The sequence below is a fragment of the Neorhizobium sp. LjRoot104 genome, assembly GCF_964253725.1.
Lineage (GTDB): Bacteria > Pseudomonadota > Alphaproteobacteria > Rhizobiales > Rhizobiaceae > Neorhizobium.
In genome coordinates this window covers 1,963,206-1,977,900 of sequence record NZ_CAXURS020000001.1, presented here as the reverse complement: position 1 = coordinate 1,977,900, position 14,695 = coordinate 1,963,206, and the positions used below count along the sequence as shown (strand labels likewise).

Annotated in this window: 11 protein-coding genes; 5 read left to right on the top strand and 6 right to left on the bottom strand. The window is 62.2% G+C overall.

Annotated elements, in window-relative coordinates; translation table 11 throughout:
- Positions 1-67 precede the first annotated feature (67 nt).
- The 4 genes from ettA to metF all read left to right on the top strand — a co-directional run bounded on the left by ettA (position 68) and on the right by metF (position 6,305).
- On the top strand, positions 68-1,717 hold the full coding sequence (gene ettA / locus ACSQ8R_RS09995; RefSeq protein ID WP_436253197.1) for an energy-dependent translational throttle protein EttA: 1,650 nt from the start codon (positions 68-70) through the stop codon (positions 1,715-1,717).
- Between the two features lie 225 nt (positions 1,718-1,942).
- On the top strand, positions 1,943-4,240 hold the full coding sequence (locus ACSQ8R_RS09990; protein ID WP_436253196.1) for a methyl-accepting chemotaxis protein: 2,298 nt from the start codon (positions 1,943-1,945) through the stop codon (positions 4,238-4,240).
- Positions 4,241-4,405: 165 nt separating this feature from the next.
- Positions 4,406-5,404 (top strand): ArsR/SmtB family transcription factor, encoded by a 999-nt coding sequence (locus ACSQ8R_RS09985; protein ID WP_436253195.1) that lies wholly within the window; start codon positions 4,406-4,408, stop codon positions 5,402-5,404.
- 13 nt (positions 5,405-5,417) lie between these two features.
- Positions 5,418-6,305, top strand: coding sequence for a methylenetetrahydrofolate reductase [NAD(P)H] (gene metF / locus ACSQ8R_RS09980; protein WP_436253194.1), 888 nt, complete (start codon positions 5,418-5,420; stop codon positions 6,303-6,305).
- A gap of 419 nt (positions 6,306-6,724) precedes the next feature.
- On the opposite strand, the gene ACSQ8R_RS09975 is transcribed toward metF, so the two are convergent.
- The 5 genes from ACSQ8R_RS09975 to ACSQ8R_RS09955 form a co-directional block, all read right to left on the bottom strand.
- Positions 6,725-7,654, bottom strand: coding sequence for a DMT family transporter (locus tag ACSQ8R_RS09975; protein WP_436253193.1), 930 nt, complete (start codon positions 7,652-7,654; stop codon positions 6,725-6,727).
- Positions 7,655-7,745: 91 nt separating this feature from the next.
- Positions 7,746-8,948, bottom strand: a complete 1,203-nt coding sequence (locus ACSQ8R_RS09970; protein ID WP_436253192.1) for a lytic murein transglycosylase — start codon at positions 8,946-8,948, stop codon at positions 7,746-7,748.
- A gap of 141 nt (positions 8,949-9,089) precedes the next feature.
- Positions 9,090-9,875: a glycoside hydrolase family 25 protein gene (locus ACSQ8R_RS09965; protein ID WP_436253191.1), complete on the bottom strand. Its 786-nt coding sequence runs from the start codon at positions 9,873-9,875 to the stop codon at positions 9,090-9,092.
- A 148-nt stretch (positions 9,876-10,023) separates the two neighbouring features.
- Positions 10,024-10,692, bottom strand: a complete 669-nt coding sequence (locus ACSQ8R_RS09960) for a class I SAM-dependent methyltransferase (RefSeq protein WP_436253190.1) — start codon at positions 10,690-10,692, stop codon at positions 10,024-10,026.
- Positions 10,692-11,939, bottom strand: a complete 1,248-nt coding sequence (locus ACSQ8R_RS09955; protein ID WP_436253189.1) for a DUF3419 family protein — start codon at positions 11,937-11,939, stop codon at positions 10,692-10,694. Before ACSQ8R_RS09955 ends, ACSQ8R_RS09960 begins: the two co-directional genes overlap by 1 nt.
- A gap of 166 nt (positions 11,940-12,105) precedes the next feature.
- Here ACSQ8R_RS09955 and ACSQ8R_RS09950 point away from each other — a divergent pair, with 166 nt between their 5' ends.
- On the top strand, positions 12,106-13,458 hold the full coding sequence (locus ACSQ8R_RS09950) for a serine hydrolase domain-containing protein (protein ID WP_436253188.1): 1,353 nt from the start codon (positions 12,106-12,108) through the stop codon (positions 13,456-13,458).
- A 42-nt stretch (positions 13,459-13,500) separates the two neighbouring features.
- Here the strand turns inward: ACSQ8R_RS09950 and ACSQ8R_RS09945 are convergent, their stop codons facing one another.
- A complete protein-coding gene (locus ACSQ8R_RS09945; protein ID WP_436253187.1) occupies positions 13,501-14,610 on the bottom strand; it encodes a transglycosylase SLT domain-containing protein in 1,110 nt (369 codons plus the stop codon).
- Between the last annotated feature and the right edge of the window lie 85 nt (positions 14,611-14,695).

Genomic DNA, 14,695 nt, shown 5'->3' with positions numbered 1-14,695 from the left:
ATTGCTCCCGGCTCCCAATTCGCCTACATAGCGGCAAACCGAAATTCCCCCCGGAGCACTTTTATCCATGGCACGTCAGTTCATCTATCACATGTCGGGACTCAACAAGTCCTACGGCGCCAAGAAAATCCTTGAGAACGTCAATCTGTCTTTCTATCCCGATGCCAAGATCGGTATCCTCGGCCCGAACGGCGCCGGTAAGTCGACCGTGCTGCGCATCATCGCCGGCCAAGATAAGGAATATACCGGCGAAGCCTGGCTCGCCGAAGGCGCGACCGTCGGTTATCTCGAACAGGAGCCGCATCTCGACGAGACCAAGACGGTTTTCGAGAACGTCATGGTGGGCGTCGCCAAGAAGACGGCGATCCTCGACCGCTACAACGAACTGATGATGAACTATTCCGACGAGACCGCGGACGAGGGCGCCAAGCTTCAGGACGTCATCGACAGCCAGAACCTCTGGGATCTGGAAAGCCAGGTCGAGATGGCCATGGAAGCCTTGCGCTGCCCGCCGCGCGATTCGGAAGTCACCAGCCTGTCCGGTGGTGAGCGCCGCCGTGTCGCCCTCTGCCGACTTCTCCTCTCGCAGCCGGACCTGCTGCTTCTCGACGAACCGACCAACCATCTGGACGCCGAAACCATCGCCTGGCTTGAAAAGCACCTGCGCGACTACCCGGGCGCCGTGATGATGATCACCCACGATCGCTACTTCCTGGACAACGTCACCGGCTGGATTCTCGAGCTCGACCGCGGCCGCGGCATTCCCTACGAAGGCAATTACTCGGCCTACCTGCTCGCCAAGGCCAAGCGCATGCAGCAGGAAAACCGGGAAGAGGCAGGCCGCCAGAAGGCGATCAGCCGCGAACAGGAATGGATCGCATCCAGCCCGAAGGCGCGCCAGGCGAAATCCAAGGCGCGTATCAAGTCCTACGAGCAGCTGGTGGAAGCCGCCGAGAAGCAGCGTCCCGGCGACGCGCAGATCATCATCCCGGTCAGCGAGCGTCTCGGCCAGGTGGTCATCGAGATGGAAGGCATCACCAAGGGCTTCGAGGGCCGCACGCTGATCAACGACCTGTCGATCAAGCTGCCGCCGGGCGGCATCGTCGGCATCATCGGCCCGAACGGCGCCGGCAAGACGACGCTGTTCAGGATGATCACCGGCCAGGAAAAGCCGGATGCGGGCTCGATCCGCATCGGCGAGACCGTCCATCTCGGTTATGTCGACCAGAGCCGCGATGCGCTTGACGGCAACAAGACCGTCTGGGAAGAAATCTCCGGCGGCGCCGAAATCATCAAGCTCGGCAAGTTCGACATGAACTCCAGAGCCTATTGCGGCGCCTTCAACTTCAAGGGCGGCGACCAGCAGCAGAAGGTCGGCAACCTCTCGGGCGGCCAGCGCAACCGCGTTCACCTCGCCAAGATGCTGAAGGCCGGCGGCAACGTTCTCCTCCTCGACGAACCGACCAACGACCTCGATACGGAAACGCTGGGTGCGCTCGAAAGCGCGCTTGAGAATTTTGCCGGCTGCGCAATCATCATCAGCCACGATCGCATGTTCCTCGACCGCCTGGCGACGCATATCCTCGCCTTCGAAGGCGACGGCCATGTCGAGTGGTTCGAAGGCAATTTCGAGGACTATGAGCAGGACAAGGTCCGCCGACTCGGTCCCGACGCCCTCAACCCCGGCAGCCAGGCCCACAAGCGTTTGACGCGTTAATATTTTTTAGCTTTGTCTAAGTTAGAACCCCGGCTTTGCCGGGGTTTTTGTTTGTGCGAAGTTAACAAAGGCTAAAATCAGAACCCCCAAAATTATGGGTATTTTTGACCTGACCCGATAAAGACAATCGCAAAGATTGCCGGCGCATTTTCCGGGCCGGGGAGACCATGTCTGCTTGGGTCTCGACGCTGTCATGATGACGGCCCGTTTCAGAGGGTTTTATTCATGCTGCATTTGATCGAACGTTTGCCTTTCCGTATGTCGTTGACGCTTCTCGCTTCCGTCCCGCTGCTGGCCGTGATCGGGCTCGGCGCGTTCGCAAGCTGGGAAGCCTACAACCAATACCGGGAGCTGAACCGTGCGATCGCTCTCGAAAGCCTGGCGCTTGCCGGCGGCGAGCTGATGAACGCCATCCCGGAAGAGAGTTTTGGTTCTCTGGCGCAGCGGCCTCAGGCCCGTGCGAGCGTGGATGCAGCGGAAAAGCGACTTGTGAGCCAGTATAAGGCGATCGACGCACAGGGTTACGGCGAGCCTGGTTTGCGCGAGCTGGTCGCCGCAGTCGATGAGCGTTTCCTGCGGATGCCGGAATATCGTGCCAAGATCGATAGCGGGGATACGAACCAGCTTCTGTCTGCGCAATACGTCACGCCGGTTTCCGAAAAGACGCTCGATATCATCGGCCTTGTCGGCGGACTGACGGAGGACCGGGCGCTTGCCCGCTACGTGGACGGCTTTCATGCGCTTGTCCAGCTCAGCAACGGCTACGTCATCGTCAACCGGATGGGGCAGCAGTACACCAAAAACGGTGCGTTGACCGTCGAAGAGGCCGCCCGTTTCATGCAGGGGCGACAGCAGGTCAGGCTCTATGAAAAGCCGATGCGCGCTTTCCTGTCCCCCAGGTTGATTGCGCAGTACGACGCTTATTTCCAGACCCCTGACGGACAGCTGATCACCAATACGCTGAAGGCGCTCGACAGCCTGAAGCCCTATACGCCGGCCGCAGACGACTTCAGCGCATGGGCGCGCGCCATGGAAAACCGCCGCGTGTTCACCTCCGGTATCATCGCCCAGGCCGCGAGCGAATTGAAACAGCTGGGCGATCAGAAATCTTCCGACGCTGCGTCCAGCCTGCAGGTTCTCTTTGCGTCGCTTGCGATCTTCATCGTGGCCGTCATTGCGCTCAGCGTGGTGATCGCGCGCAGCCTGTCCGGCTCGATCCGCAAGATCGGCGACCGGATGGCAAGCCTTGCCTCCGGCAATACCGAGGAGGCTATCCCTTATTCGGATCGCAAGGACGAAATCGGCGCCATGGCGCGTTCGGTCGAGGTTTTCCGCGAAGCCGCTATCCGCAACCTTCAGCTTGAAGCCGAGGCGGAGGCCACCCGTCGTCGCTCCGAAGCCGAGCGCCTCGAAATGCAGCGCCAGAGCGAGGCGGATGCGGAGGCGAAGCTGACCCAGGCGACCGGTGCGCTTGCCGCCAACCTCCGCCGTCTTGCCGCCGGCGACATGCTCTGCGAGGTGAACGAGGCTTTGGCGCCGCAGTTCGAAGGCCTGCGCCACGACTTCAACACCTCGGTCCGCCAGTTGCGCGACGCGCTGCTCAGCGTCGGCAATTCGGTCGCCACCGTCACCAGCGGTTCGAGAGAAATCTCCGACGCATCCGACAACCTGTCCAAGCGCACGGAGCAGCAGGCCGCCTCGCTGGAAGAAACGGCGGCGGCGCTCGAAGAGATCACTGCGAACGTTGTTTCGACCTCGAAGCGCACCGGCGAGGCTCGCGACGTCGTCCGTGACGCACGGACCCGCGCGGACCAGTCAGGTCAGGTCGTCCGCAATGCGGTCGCCGCCATGGAGCGGATCGAGAAGTCTTCGCAGCAGATCGGCCAGATCATCGGCGTGATCGACGAAATCGCCTTCCAGACCAACCTTCTCGCCCTCAACGCGGGCGTCGAGGCGGCACGCGCCGGCGAAGCCGGCAAGGGTTTTGCGGTCGTCGCGCAGGAAGTCCGCGAACTCGCGCAGCGTTCGGCAAACGCCGCCAAGGAAATCAAGTCGCTGATCTCCAACTCGGCGGTTGCCGTCGGCGAGGGTGTCAAGCTCGTCAGCGAGACGGGCGAGGGGCTCAGCGTGATCGAACAACTGGTTCAGACCGTCAACGGTCACATGGATGCAATTGCGACCGCGGCACAGGAGCAGTCGGTCGGCCTTGCGCAGGTCAACACCGCCGTCAACCACATGGACCAGTCGACCCAGCAGAATGCCGCAATGGTCGAAGAGATGAACGCCGCCGGTGCGGGCCTTGCCCAGGAAAGCGGAAAGCTCAGCGCTCTTCTCTCGCACTTCCAGCTCGGCGGCGGAGCCTCCGGCCAGCTTCGCGAAACGGCAAGCCGCATGCGTGCCCCGGCAGCTCCGGTCTCACGCCCGGTCGCTGCCGCACCGAGCCGTCCTGCGCCGTCGCGCGCTCCGGTTTCCCGCGGGAATACAGCGCTCGCGCAATCCGCCGACGAATGGGAAGAATTCTGATCCCGTATTCTGATCCCACAGGCACGAACAGAACCCAAGGGGGCGGCTTCGGCCGCCTTCTGCGTTTTGGTGGGGCCGGACCGGATCCATCAGTTGCCGCTTGCATAGGGTTGTAAAATCATATAAACATATCTTTATGTCTTGATTGCATAAGGACGCGGCTGAATGGGATTGGCGCTCGATACCCTGGTGGACGTACTGAAAACAGCCGGCGAGCCGACGCGCTTTCGCCTGCTCGCGCTTCTCGCTGCCGGGGACCTGACCGTCACCGATCTCACCGAAATCCTGGGTCAGTCGCAGCCGCGCATTTCACGGCATCTGAAGCTGCTTGCCGAAGAATCGCTGATCGATCGCTACCAGGAAGGCGCCTGGGCCTATTTCCGGCTGAAGCAGGAAGGCAAGGCGGCAACGCTGGTCAGGACGCTGCTCGCCGCCGCCTCGGAGGAGGATCCGGTCCTGCTCAGGGACAGCGAGCGGCTGACGACGGTCAAGCGGCTGCGTGCAGAACGCGCCCAGGCCTATTTCACGCGCAATGCGTCCGAATGGGATGAACTTCGCCGCCTGCATATCAGCGATGCGGCAGTCGAGTCGGCGCTGCTCAAGCTTATCGGCCCGGCGCCCGTCGATGCGCTTCTCGATCTCGGGACCGGCACCGGCTGGATCCTGCAGCTTCTGTCCAACATCTACCGTCGCGCCGTCGGCATCGATGCGAGCCGCGACATGCTGTCGGTCGCCCGCTCCAATCTCGACAAGGCCGGGATCGTCAAGGCGTCCGTCCGGCATGGCGACATTCTCAACCTGCCGCTCGAAGGGCAGGATTTCGACCTGATCACCGTTCACCAGGTGCTGCACTTCCTCGACCAGCCGGAACTGGCGATTGCCGAGGCGGCCCGGGTGCTGCGCCCGGGCGGTCGCCTGCTGATCGTCGATCTCGCACCGCATACGCTCGAATACCTGCGCGACGACCACGCCCATGTCCGTCTCGGCTTTTCCCATCAGGTGATGGCGGAATGGCTGGAGAAGGTGGGCCTGGAAGTCGAGCAGGCGATCGATCTCGGCTCCGGCAAGGAAGGGGGGCTGACTGCCACCGTCTGGCTCGCCCGCGACCGCCGCCTGCTGATCGCCGCCCATCATGCATCTGCCCAATCGCAAACCGTCCTTTAAGGGAGCTGAACCAATGACCGCCGATAGCGAAACTTTCAGCGTTTCCTTCGAATTCTTTCCGCCGAAGTCGGAAGAGATGGAGGGGCAGCTCTGGAACACGGTTGATGAACTGGCGCTCTGGGATCCGCGTTTCGTGTCCGTCACCTATGGGGCCGGCGGTTCGACCAAGGCGCCGACGATCAATACGGTGCGGCGCCTGGTCGGCGAGACCTCGCTTGCTACCGCCGCGCATCTGACCTGCGTGGACGCCACGCGCGAAGAGACGCATTCTGTCGTCGGCGAGTATCGCGCTGTCGGCATACGCCACATCGTTGCCCTGCGTGGCGATCCGGCGAGCGGTATCGGCACCGACTATCGCCCGCATCCGCAGGGTTATGCCAATGCAGCGGAGCTGGTGCGCGGCCTGACGGTACTCGGCGGCTTCGACATTTCCGTCTCGGCCTATCCCGAAAAACATCCGGAAAGCGCCGATCTTGGCGCGGATATCGAAATGCTGAAGCGCAAGGCGGATGCCGGTGCTGCCCGCGCGCTGACCCAGTTCTTCTTCGACAACGACGTCTTCGAGCGTTACCTCGAAAAGGTCCGGGCCGCCGGCATTGCGATCCCGATCGTGCCGGGCATCATGCCGATCCAGAACCTGACCCAGCTCAAGCGTTTCGCCGGTCGTTGCGGTTCCTCGGTTCCGTCCTTCCTGGATGCCCGTTTCGAAGGATTGGATGACAAGCCCGAGGATCGCGCGAGCGTGGCCGCCGATATCGCCGCCGAACAGATCGAGGACCTGATCCGCCGCGGCCTTGGCGATTTCCATATCTACACGATGAACCGTGCTCCGCTGGTATCCGCCGTCCTTCAGCGACTTGGCCGCCGGCAGATCCGCACACCCCGAATCGCCGCCGCCTGAGCGCGTTTTGAAAAAAAACGCATGCTCCTACGAAAGGAGCATGCGTCTTCACCGGAAGTGCTGGTTATCAAACGGTCGTGGATGCGATATTTGAACTGGTAGTGGAACTGGTGGCGCTCAAATGAAGAGCATGGATGCCACAAACACAAACGCTGCACCGACTACCAAGACATTGAGAGAGTATGTACGTCCCATGTCTGCCTCCTTGCGTTGACGGGCAGACTTTATGTCGGTTTTGTGCCGGTTGGGAAGCGTGTTTCGATGCTGCAGTGCCGCAGGCTTGTTATCCTTACGGCGTCGGTAATCTTATAAGATACTGATATTTTTAAATAAACCAACCGTTAATCTTAATTTATGCACGGTTAAAAAGTCGTGTACCGCTGTTAACTTCTGACATATTTCGTGATGGTTTCGCTCCGTTACGGTGCTCCGGTCGCCGAATTGCTGCGTCTGCGAAGGAGCCTTCCGTCCAGCAGCACGAGGCCTAAACCGATCAGCAGCATGCCGATCAGGTCGGTCGCCTCCAATCTTTCGCCGAGGAAAAGCGCGCCGAGCAGAATGGCGCTCGGGGGTACGACGAGCGTCACCAGAGAGGCGTTGGTGGCACCTGCGAGCCCCAGAATCCGGAAAAAGAGGAGATAGGCAAAGGCGGTCGATAGCAGCGCCAGGGCGAGGATGGCGAGGACGGCGTTCATGGATGGCGTCGGCAGCGCCCAGGGCTGGTCGGCGATCAGCGACACAGGCAGCATCATCAGGCTGGAGGCGGTGAGCTGTCCGGTGGCGCTGACGGGCGCGGGCAGGCTGCGGAAACGTTTGCCGTAGGTGCCGGCCACGCCGTACGAGATTGCTGCGAGGACCGGCAGGATCAGCGCCCAGAACGGCACGGAGGCGGCGGCCGTGATCCCGGGGCCGATCAGCACTGCCGTGCCGGCGAGGCCCGCCAGACAGCCGGCGATTTTCGCGTTCGTCAGTTTCTCGTCGGTCGTCCAGCGATTGGCGATCAGCACCGTCCAGATCGGGGTTGTCGCGTTGAGGATCGAGGCGAGGCCTGCGCCGATCTCGGTCTGGCCGAAGAAGATCAGCGTATGGGGCAGGGCGTTGTTGATGAAGCCCATGACCAGGAAGGAACGCCAGTGGGTGGCGAGTGTCGCGTAGAGCCCAAACCGGCCGTGCAGATAGATGTGCAGCGCCGCTGCTGCCAGGAACAGGCGCAGGAAGACGAGGGTAAAAGGCGGCACTTCCAGGACCGCTACGCGCGCGAAGAAGAAGGAACCGCCCCAGATCAGCCCCAGCAGCAGGATCATGGCCCAGGCGGCGGCGCCGGGCTTCGAAATGGCGGCGGTTGTCATGCGGTATCTCCCTCGCGGTCAAGGCGAGGGAATAACCCTATGGTGCGCGAGTCGCCACCCGATTTCGTTCGGATGGCGACGGTTGCGCTTTTTAAAGAGCAGACAGCAGAGACTGGGTCGGCCATCCGTCGGCCGGCAGGCCGAGGCGTGCCTGTTCCTTCTGGACGGCCTGGCGGGTGCCCGATCCGAGGATGCCATCGACCTTGCCGATATCGTGGCCAAGCGCTTCGAGCTTGGTCTGCAGCGCCTTCATGCCGCCATCGTCGAGGCCCTGTTCCGGCGTGCCTTTCTGATAGGTCGGAGCGCCGGCAAGCCGGGTCGCGAAATAGGCGGCCGAGGTCGTGTAGATGAACGACTGGTTCCATTCCAGATAGATGTTGAAGTTCGGGTAGGTCAGGAAGGTCGGTCCCTTGCGGCCCTGTGGCAGGATGAGGGCTGCCGGCAAGTTGCCAAAAGTGGTCACGCCGTCGCGCGGGGTGACGCCGAGCTTGAACCATTCGCTTGCCGGGATCTCGTTGCCGAGGCCCGACTTGTCCCAGGGGAGATTTTCCGGCAGCGTCACTTCCTGGATCCAGGGCTGGCCGGGCTTGAAACCCATGCTCTGGATGAATTTGGCGGCGGTCAGGATGGCGTCCGGTGAACTGGCCTTGACGTTGATATGGCCATCGCCATCGCCATCGACGCCGTGCTCGATAATATCCTCGGGGAGCATCTGCACCTGGCCGATCTCGCCTGCCCATGCACCCGTGTTGGTCGCCGGATTGAGGTCGCCGTGCTGGACCATCTCGATCAGGGCGATCAGCTGCGGGCGGAAAAGCTGCGGGCGGCGGCAGTCGTGCGAGAGCGTCACCAGCGCATTACGGGTGTTGAAGTCGCCCTGGACGGCGCCGAAATCGGTCTCCATCCCCCAGAAGGCGGTGATGACGCCGGGCGGCACGCCGAATTCCTTCTCGGCGCGTGCGAAGACGTCCGCATATTGCTTGATCTTCTGGCGGCCGATGTCGAGGCGCGCCTGGCTGACGGTGCGCTGCGAAAATTCGAGGAAGGTCTGGCGGAAGACGCCCTGGGCCCGGTCGCGTGACAGAACTTTCTGATCGATCTGGGCGCCGGCAAGCGCTTCATCCGCCGCACCTGCCGAAGCACCGCTGGAAATGGCTTCCGCTTTCACGCCGTTCAGGAAAGCGCCGAGATCGCCGCCGCAGGCAGGGGCCGGCGACTGGGCAAGCGCGGTGGAGGCAAGGCAGCCGGTGAAGACGGAGGCGAGGGCGAGGCGGCGGGCAAAGCGAGCGGACATTCGGCGTTCCTAGAATCTGAGTAAGCGCCGTCCGATCTCGGAAAAATTTGTGACCGAAACATGGGCGGCAGCCGTGTTGGCGCAGTTTTTATCGCAACTGCTCACACAATGCCAGACACCACTTCGCCAAGGGAACGTGGTTTACTTTGCGACTGCCGCAACCCAGCTATGCCAATTCTTGGACGTGCCCGCAAAGACGTTGATATCCATTTCGCCCTTGATGCCCGGCACGACGCCCGTTGAGGTATACTGCCAGAAAGCCCAACGTCGATCCGGGTAGATCTTGGTCGGATGCTGTGCCACGGCGCGGAGCCAGAAATGGTAGTTGCTGAAAGCGCCGACCAGATTGTCGCGATGGAAATCCACGGACGTGTAGATGATCGGCCGCTTGCCGTAATAGGCCTCGAGGCGGTCCATGAAACGCTGCATGGAGGCGCGCACCGTTTCGGGGTCCGGGCGGGTCTTGCAGGTCGGCGAGGACTGGTTCCATTCCATGTCGAGGACCGGCGGCAGCTTCACCGCGTCTTTCGGGACATTGTTGATGAACCAGTCGGCCTGTTCGTCGGCCGTCGAGCAGAAATAATAGAAGTGATAGGGCGCATAGGGGATGCCGGCCGATGCTGCGCCCCGCCAGTTCAGCTCGAAGGTCGGATCGATACGATCCTTGCCTTCCGTCGCCTTGATGAAGACGAAGGCGATGCCGGATTTCTTGACGGCGGGCCAGTCGATATCGGTGCCGTTCCACTTGGAGACGTCGATGCCATGGATCTCGTGCAGGCCCGGATGGTTCTTGCCGAAATCCTGCGGGTCACTGTCCTTGAACCGCATCTTCTTGACCGACGAGGTTTCCATCAGGTCATAACTTGAGGAGGTGCATCCCGTGGCAAGGAGCGCGGTCGCAAGGAGGGCCAGAAGAAGCCGAGGCATGAACATCCCGTGTGGTGTCGATGTGGAAGCCTCTTGCCCCGTTCAACGCAAAACAGGGAGGCATGAACCCCATATTCACCATAACGTCGTAAAAAATCGGTTAGGGCAAGAGGGTTTCCGGTCTGGAATGGCGGGAGGCGCGGGATTTTTAGCCGCGGCGGCGGATGACGGCATGCCAGGCATAACCCCGACCGATCTCCTCGAAGATCATGTCGGCATCGGCGCTTGCCAGCTTGCTCTCCAGCACTTCGTGCAGGTTTGGCCGCGGCGTGACGTGGAAACGCGTCAGCCAGGCCTTCAAAAACCGACCGAACCAGCCCGGCAGCCGTTCCTGCTGGCCGAAGTCGACGATATGCAGCGAACCGTGCGGTGCGAGCGCTGCAAGCGAGGCGTCGATCGCCTTTTCCCAGTCGGGAATCATCGACAGCGCGTAGGAGATGAGGATGCGGTCGAAGCCGGTCGTGCCGAATTCCTCCGCCTTGAAGTTCGTCGCATCGGCGACGCGGAATTCGGGCGTGACCGGCTTGCCGCGGAAATTGGCGCGTGCGCTTTCCAGCATCTCGGCGGAGATATCGAGGCCGTAGAGCTTCGCCGCCGGATAGTGGCGGTGGGCAAGCGCCAGGTTGCGGCCGGTGCCGCAGCCGACTTCGAGCAGCGAAGCGTTCGGCGGGACATTCAGTCCGGCAATCGCCCGGTCGCGGCCGAAGAGGTAATATTTGCGGGTGATGTCGTAGATATGGCGCTGATACCGGTACATCCGGTCCATGCGCTCGGCGTGGCCATTCGACAGGGGGCTGCTCGCCATATCCGTCGCCATCAGGATTTCTTCACATAGATATGGAAACCGCCGTAGATCGCCGAGCGATCCTCGAGGTTGAGTTCGTTGGAGCGTTCTTCCAGATAGGACCACTGGTCGAGCAGGGCGGAAGAAAGGCGGCCGTCGAGCACGCTCTTTTCGGCGGCGGTGCGGAAGATCACGCGGGCGCCGGGGGCGGCGGTACGGGTGATTTCCGACCAGACGTCGTTGAGCTGCTCGTCGTTCATCCAGTCCTGCGCGTCGAGCAGGACGTAACGATCGACCGAACCGGCGGCCTTCTGGGCCAGGAGCTCGGTGAAGCTTGCATGATGGACCGTGACGCGCTCGGCATTGTCGCGGATGGCGCGATAGTTTTCGGCCTTGAGGTAGGTCGGCAGCGTGCCTTCCTCCGGCTTCGGATAACGGCGCGCAAAGGCCTGCCAGGCGAAATAATTGTCGCGCAGCGGGAAGTGGCAGGCGAGCTTTTCGAGCCGCTGGCGGAGAACCGGGGCGATCGAGCCATCGGAGGCGAGGCTCGCCAGCTCGTCATATTGCTGCGGCGGAATGCCGAGGCCGAACAGCGAGCTCTTGCGGCTGGTGATCCAGCGGATCAGCGGCTTGTCGAACAGCGGCGCGATACGGTCGTCGAAGAACTGGCGCTGCTCGCGCAGCGACTTGGCATTGGCCATTTCGGTCAGATTGATGCCATGCAGGCGGGCGATCAGGTGACCGGCGCCGATGAAACGTCCGAGCAGGCCGGTCTTGTAGATGTTGCGGTCGAACACTTCGATCCGGCGGCGGCCGGCGAGCGAACGCTTGCCCCAATAGGAACGGGTCGCCGCATCGAGGTTCGGGGCGATGAAGGTGTCGTAGCTCCGGCTGTTGGTGCGGACGCCGTCCATTCCGAAATGGCGCACGACATCGCCATGGCCGGGCAGGTGGCGGAAGGCGGCGAGCTTCAGGCGGTTCAGCGCGACGTGATGCGGGTTCAGATCGACGACATCGATCTTTTTCGGCGATCGGGACAGATAGGCGAGCATGTTGCAGCCGCCGGAGCCGATGGTGACGATCGAATGCCGGTCGGAAAGCTCCATGGCGGTCATGTCGACTTCCGGGTCTTCCCAGATCTGCGGATAGACGAGGCCGGAGAACAGCAGGCCGAAAAGCCTTTCCGAGAAACCCTGCCGGGACAGAGCTTTATGCTGCAGAAGCGCGTCCTTCAGCTTCTGGTTTTTCCGAAAACCGGCTTCCTGTGCAATATCCGCCATGGTCGAGTCCCGCCTTGTCCAGAGTTTCAGGGCGTGTAAACCCGTCATGCTACAGATTGATGACGAGGCCTGTGGCCAGTCCCACTTCCAGGCGGCTGCGGCCGAACCCCCTCTTCCTTGCGCCCAGGAATCCTGATTGCATGCGGCCTCGAAATGGGAGGCAGGCATGCGGTTTTTGGTTCGGTTCGTAAAAGTCCTCTGCGTCGCCGTCGTCGCCGGCGTGATCGGGCTCGGGGTCTGGCTTTATACGTCGCCGCCGGAACTGCTGAGGGTGGGCAGCGGCTATTCCGCCAAGATCGTCTGCTCGAACGTCTTTCTTGCCGGTCGCGACAGCGGCGAGGTGCTTTCCGTCGATGTGCAGGCTCCGGGTCATCCGCTTCTCAGATTGATGCGGGTCTCCGTCGATCGAACGGAAAAGCGGGTTCATGCAGCACTGCTCGGCATTTTTGCCGGCAATGACGCGGTCTACCGCGAAGGGTCTGGCTGCACCGTGGTCCCCGATGAGACACCGCTGGCTGCCGTGGGCGTTCCGGTCCCTGCCGTTACGTCAGCGGATCAATCTGTGCTTTGGCCGGAAGGCGGAAAAATCGAATCCAACCCGTCGGTTGCGCGGGTTCTTTCAGACGCGGATCTTGCCGGTCCTGGCATGCGGGCGGTGGTGGTGGTCAAGCGGGGACGAATCGTCGGCGAGGCCTATTCGACCGGCTTTTCCAAGGATACGCCGCTGCTCGGCTGGTCGATGACCAAGACCGTGAACGCCGCGATCCTGGGCACGCTGATTCTCGACGGAAAGCTGTCGCTGGAAGACAAGGGCCTGTTTGCGCAATGGCAGGGCAACCAGCGCGGCGATATCCGAATTGCCGACCTCGCCGCCATGGAGAGCGGGCTCGCCTTCAACGAGAATTACGGCGCGGTCGCGGACGTGACGCGCATGCTCTACCTCGAGCCGGACATGGCGAGTTTCGCTGCCGACCAGCCGCTCGAGGCGGATCCCGGTTTGCGCTTCAGCTATTCCTCCGGCACGGCGGTGATGCTGTCAAAGATCTGGATGGACAAGATCGGCGGTGGGGCTGCGGCGCTTTCCTATCCCCGCGCCGCCCTGTTCGGTCCGCTCGGCATGCAAAGCGCCGTCATGGAGGCCGATGCGGCGGGCACCTTCGTCGGCAGTTCCTACATGTATGCGACGGCGCGCGACTGGGCCCGGATGGGACTGCTGCTTGCCCGAGACGGCGTCTGGAACGGCAGCCGGATTTTACCGGAAGGTTTTGTCGATTTGATGCATCAGCCGAACGCCACGTCGAACGGGCGTTATTCGAAAATGCAGACCTGGCTGCCGGGCAACAACAATCCCGACATGCCGGCGGATGCTTTTTTCCTGCAGGGGCATGACGGGCAGACGATTACGGTCATCCCGTCGCTCGATCTGGTGGTGGTGCGGCTGGGGCTGACACCGAGCTGGAACCGCTACGATCCGACCCGGCTTGTCGCCGAGGTGGTGAAAGCAACAACGGCGCCCTGAGGCGCCGCTGAACATTTTCCACCCAGGCATTTTCCAGCCCGGCTACTTCTCCAGAACGTCCAGCATGTTCTTGCGTTTGGCGTCATAATAATAGCCACGCGCATAGAGCTTGATGGCGTTGTCGTTTCTGTTATCGGCGACAAGCCAGGCGCCGCGCAGGTATTTGATTGCGTATTTCAGGTTGGTCTCGGCGTCGAGCAGGCCGGCCGGTGGGCCTTCGTAGCCCATCGACTTGGCGGTCGAATACTTGATCTGCATGAGGCCCCAATAGCCGTTCTTGTGATAGGCCTTAGGATCGTACTTGCTTTCCCGATGCACGACGCGATGCACCAGCGATTCCGGCACGCCGTACATGCCGGCGTAGCGCTTGATGAGCTTGTTCAATTCCGGCGGCGCATCGGATGCCGTGGTCGGCATCGGCTCGCCGGGGGCCGGAGGGAATTCCATGGCCGATAGTGCGGCTATGGCCCGAGGCTGCGATGCATAGGCAAGCGTCGCGGTGTCCGGGCGCGGAGTGGGAACGACGGTCTGCAGCGCGACCATGTCCGGTGTCAGTTCCCGTTCGTCGAGCGCGATCGCCGAGGCTGCCGCCGGCTGGATCTTACCTTCGCTGACCGCTGGCGCGATGGGCGGCGACACCAGTCGGCCGGCCTTCGGCATCGCGAGGTTGGCGGGCTGGGCGGAAGCGAGAATTGTCGATGTGGTCGGAGCAACGGGCGGCGGCATCATCGCCGGGCCGGGCATCGGGGCAAAGGCGACGATTGGGGCCATCGTGGGCGATGCCATCGCGGCCGACTGAACGGATATCGCATCGGCGGCGGCGGGCATTGGAATGGCAAGTCTTGTCGTCTTGGCGAGCGCCACGGTCGGCTGTGTGCCGGCTGCCGGGGTGGCCGAAGCAAGCTGAATTCCCGGAGGGGGCATCTGGCCGGCAACCTGCGGCCCGTATACGGGCAGGTCGGTCTTGTGGATCGTCGTCTGGCCATCCGCGGAGGCCGTCTGCACAGGTCCGGTCGCCTGGCCGCTGGTCGGGGCAGCTGTCTGCGTCGCTGCGAGATTCTGCTCGCGTTCGACGCTCGAACATCCGGCGAGAGCCGAAGAAACGGCGCACACCACAACCGTCCCGCGGCCGAGGAATCGGATTATCGCCATTGGGTCGCTTTCATGAAAAATTGGTTACCCCAGTCGCCCAAACGCCACCAAAAGAGTGTTTTGATTAACCTATTGGGCGGCGTCC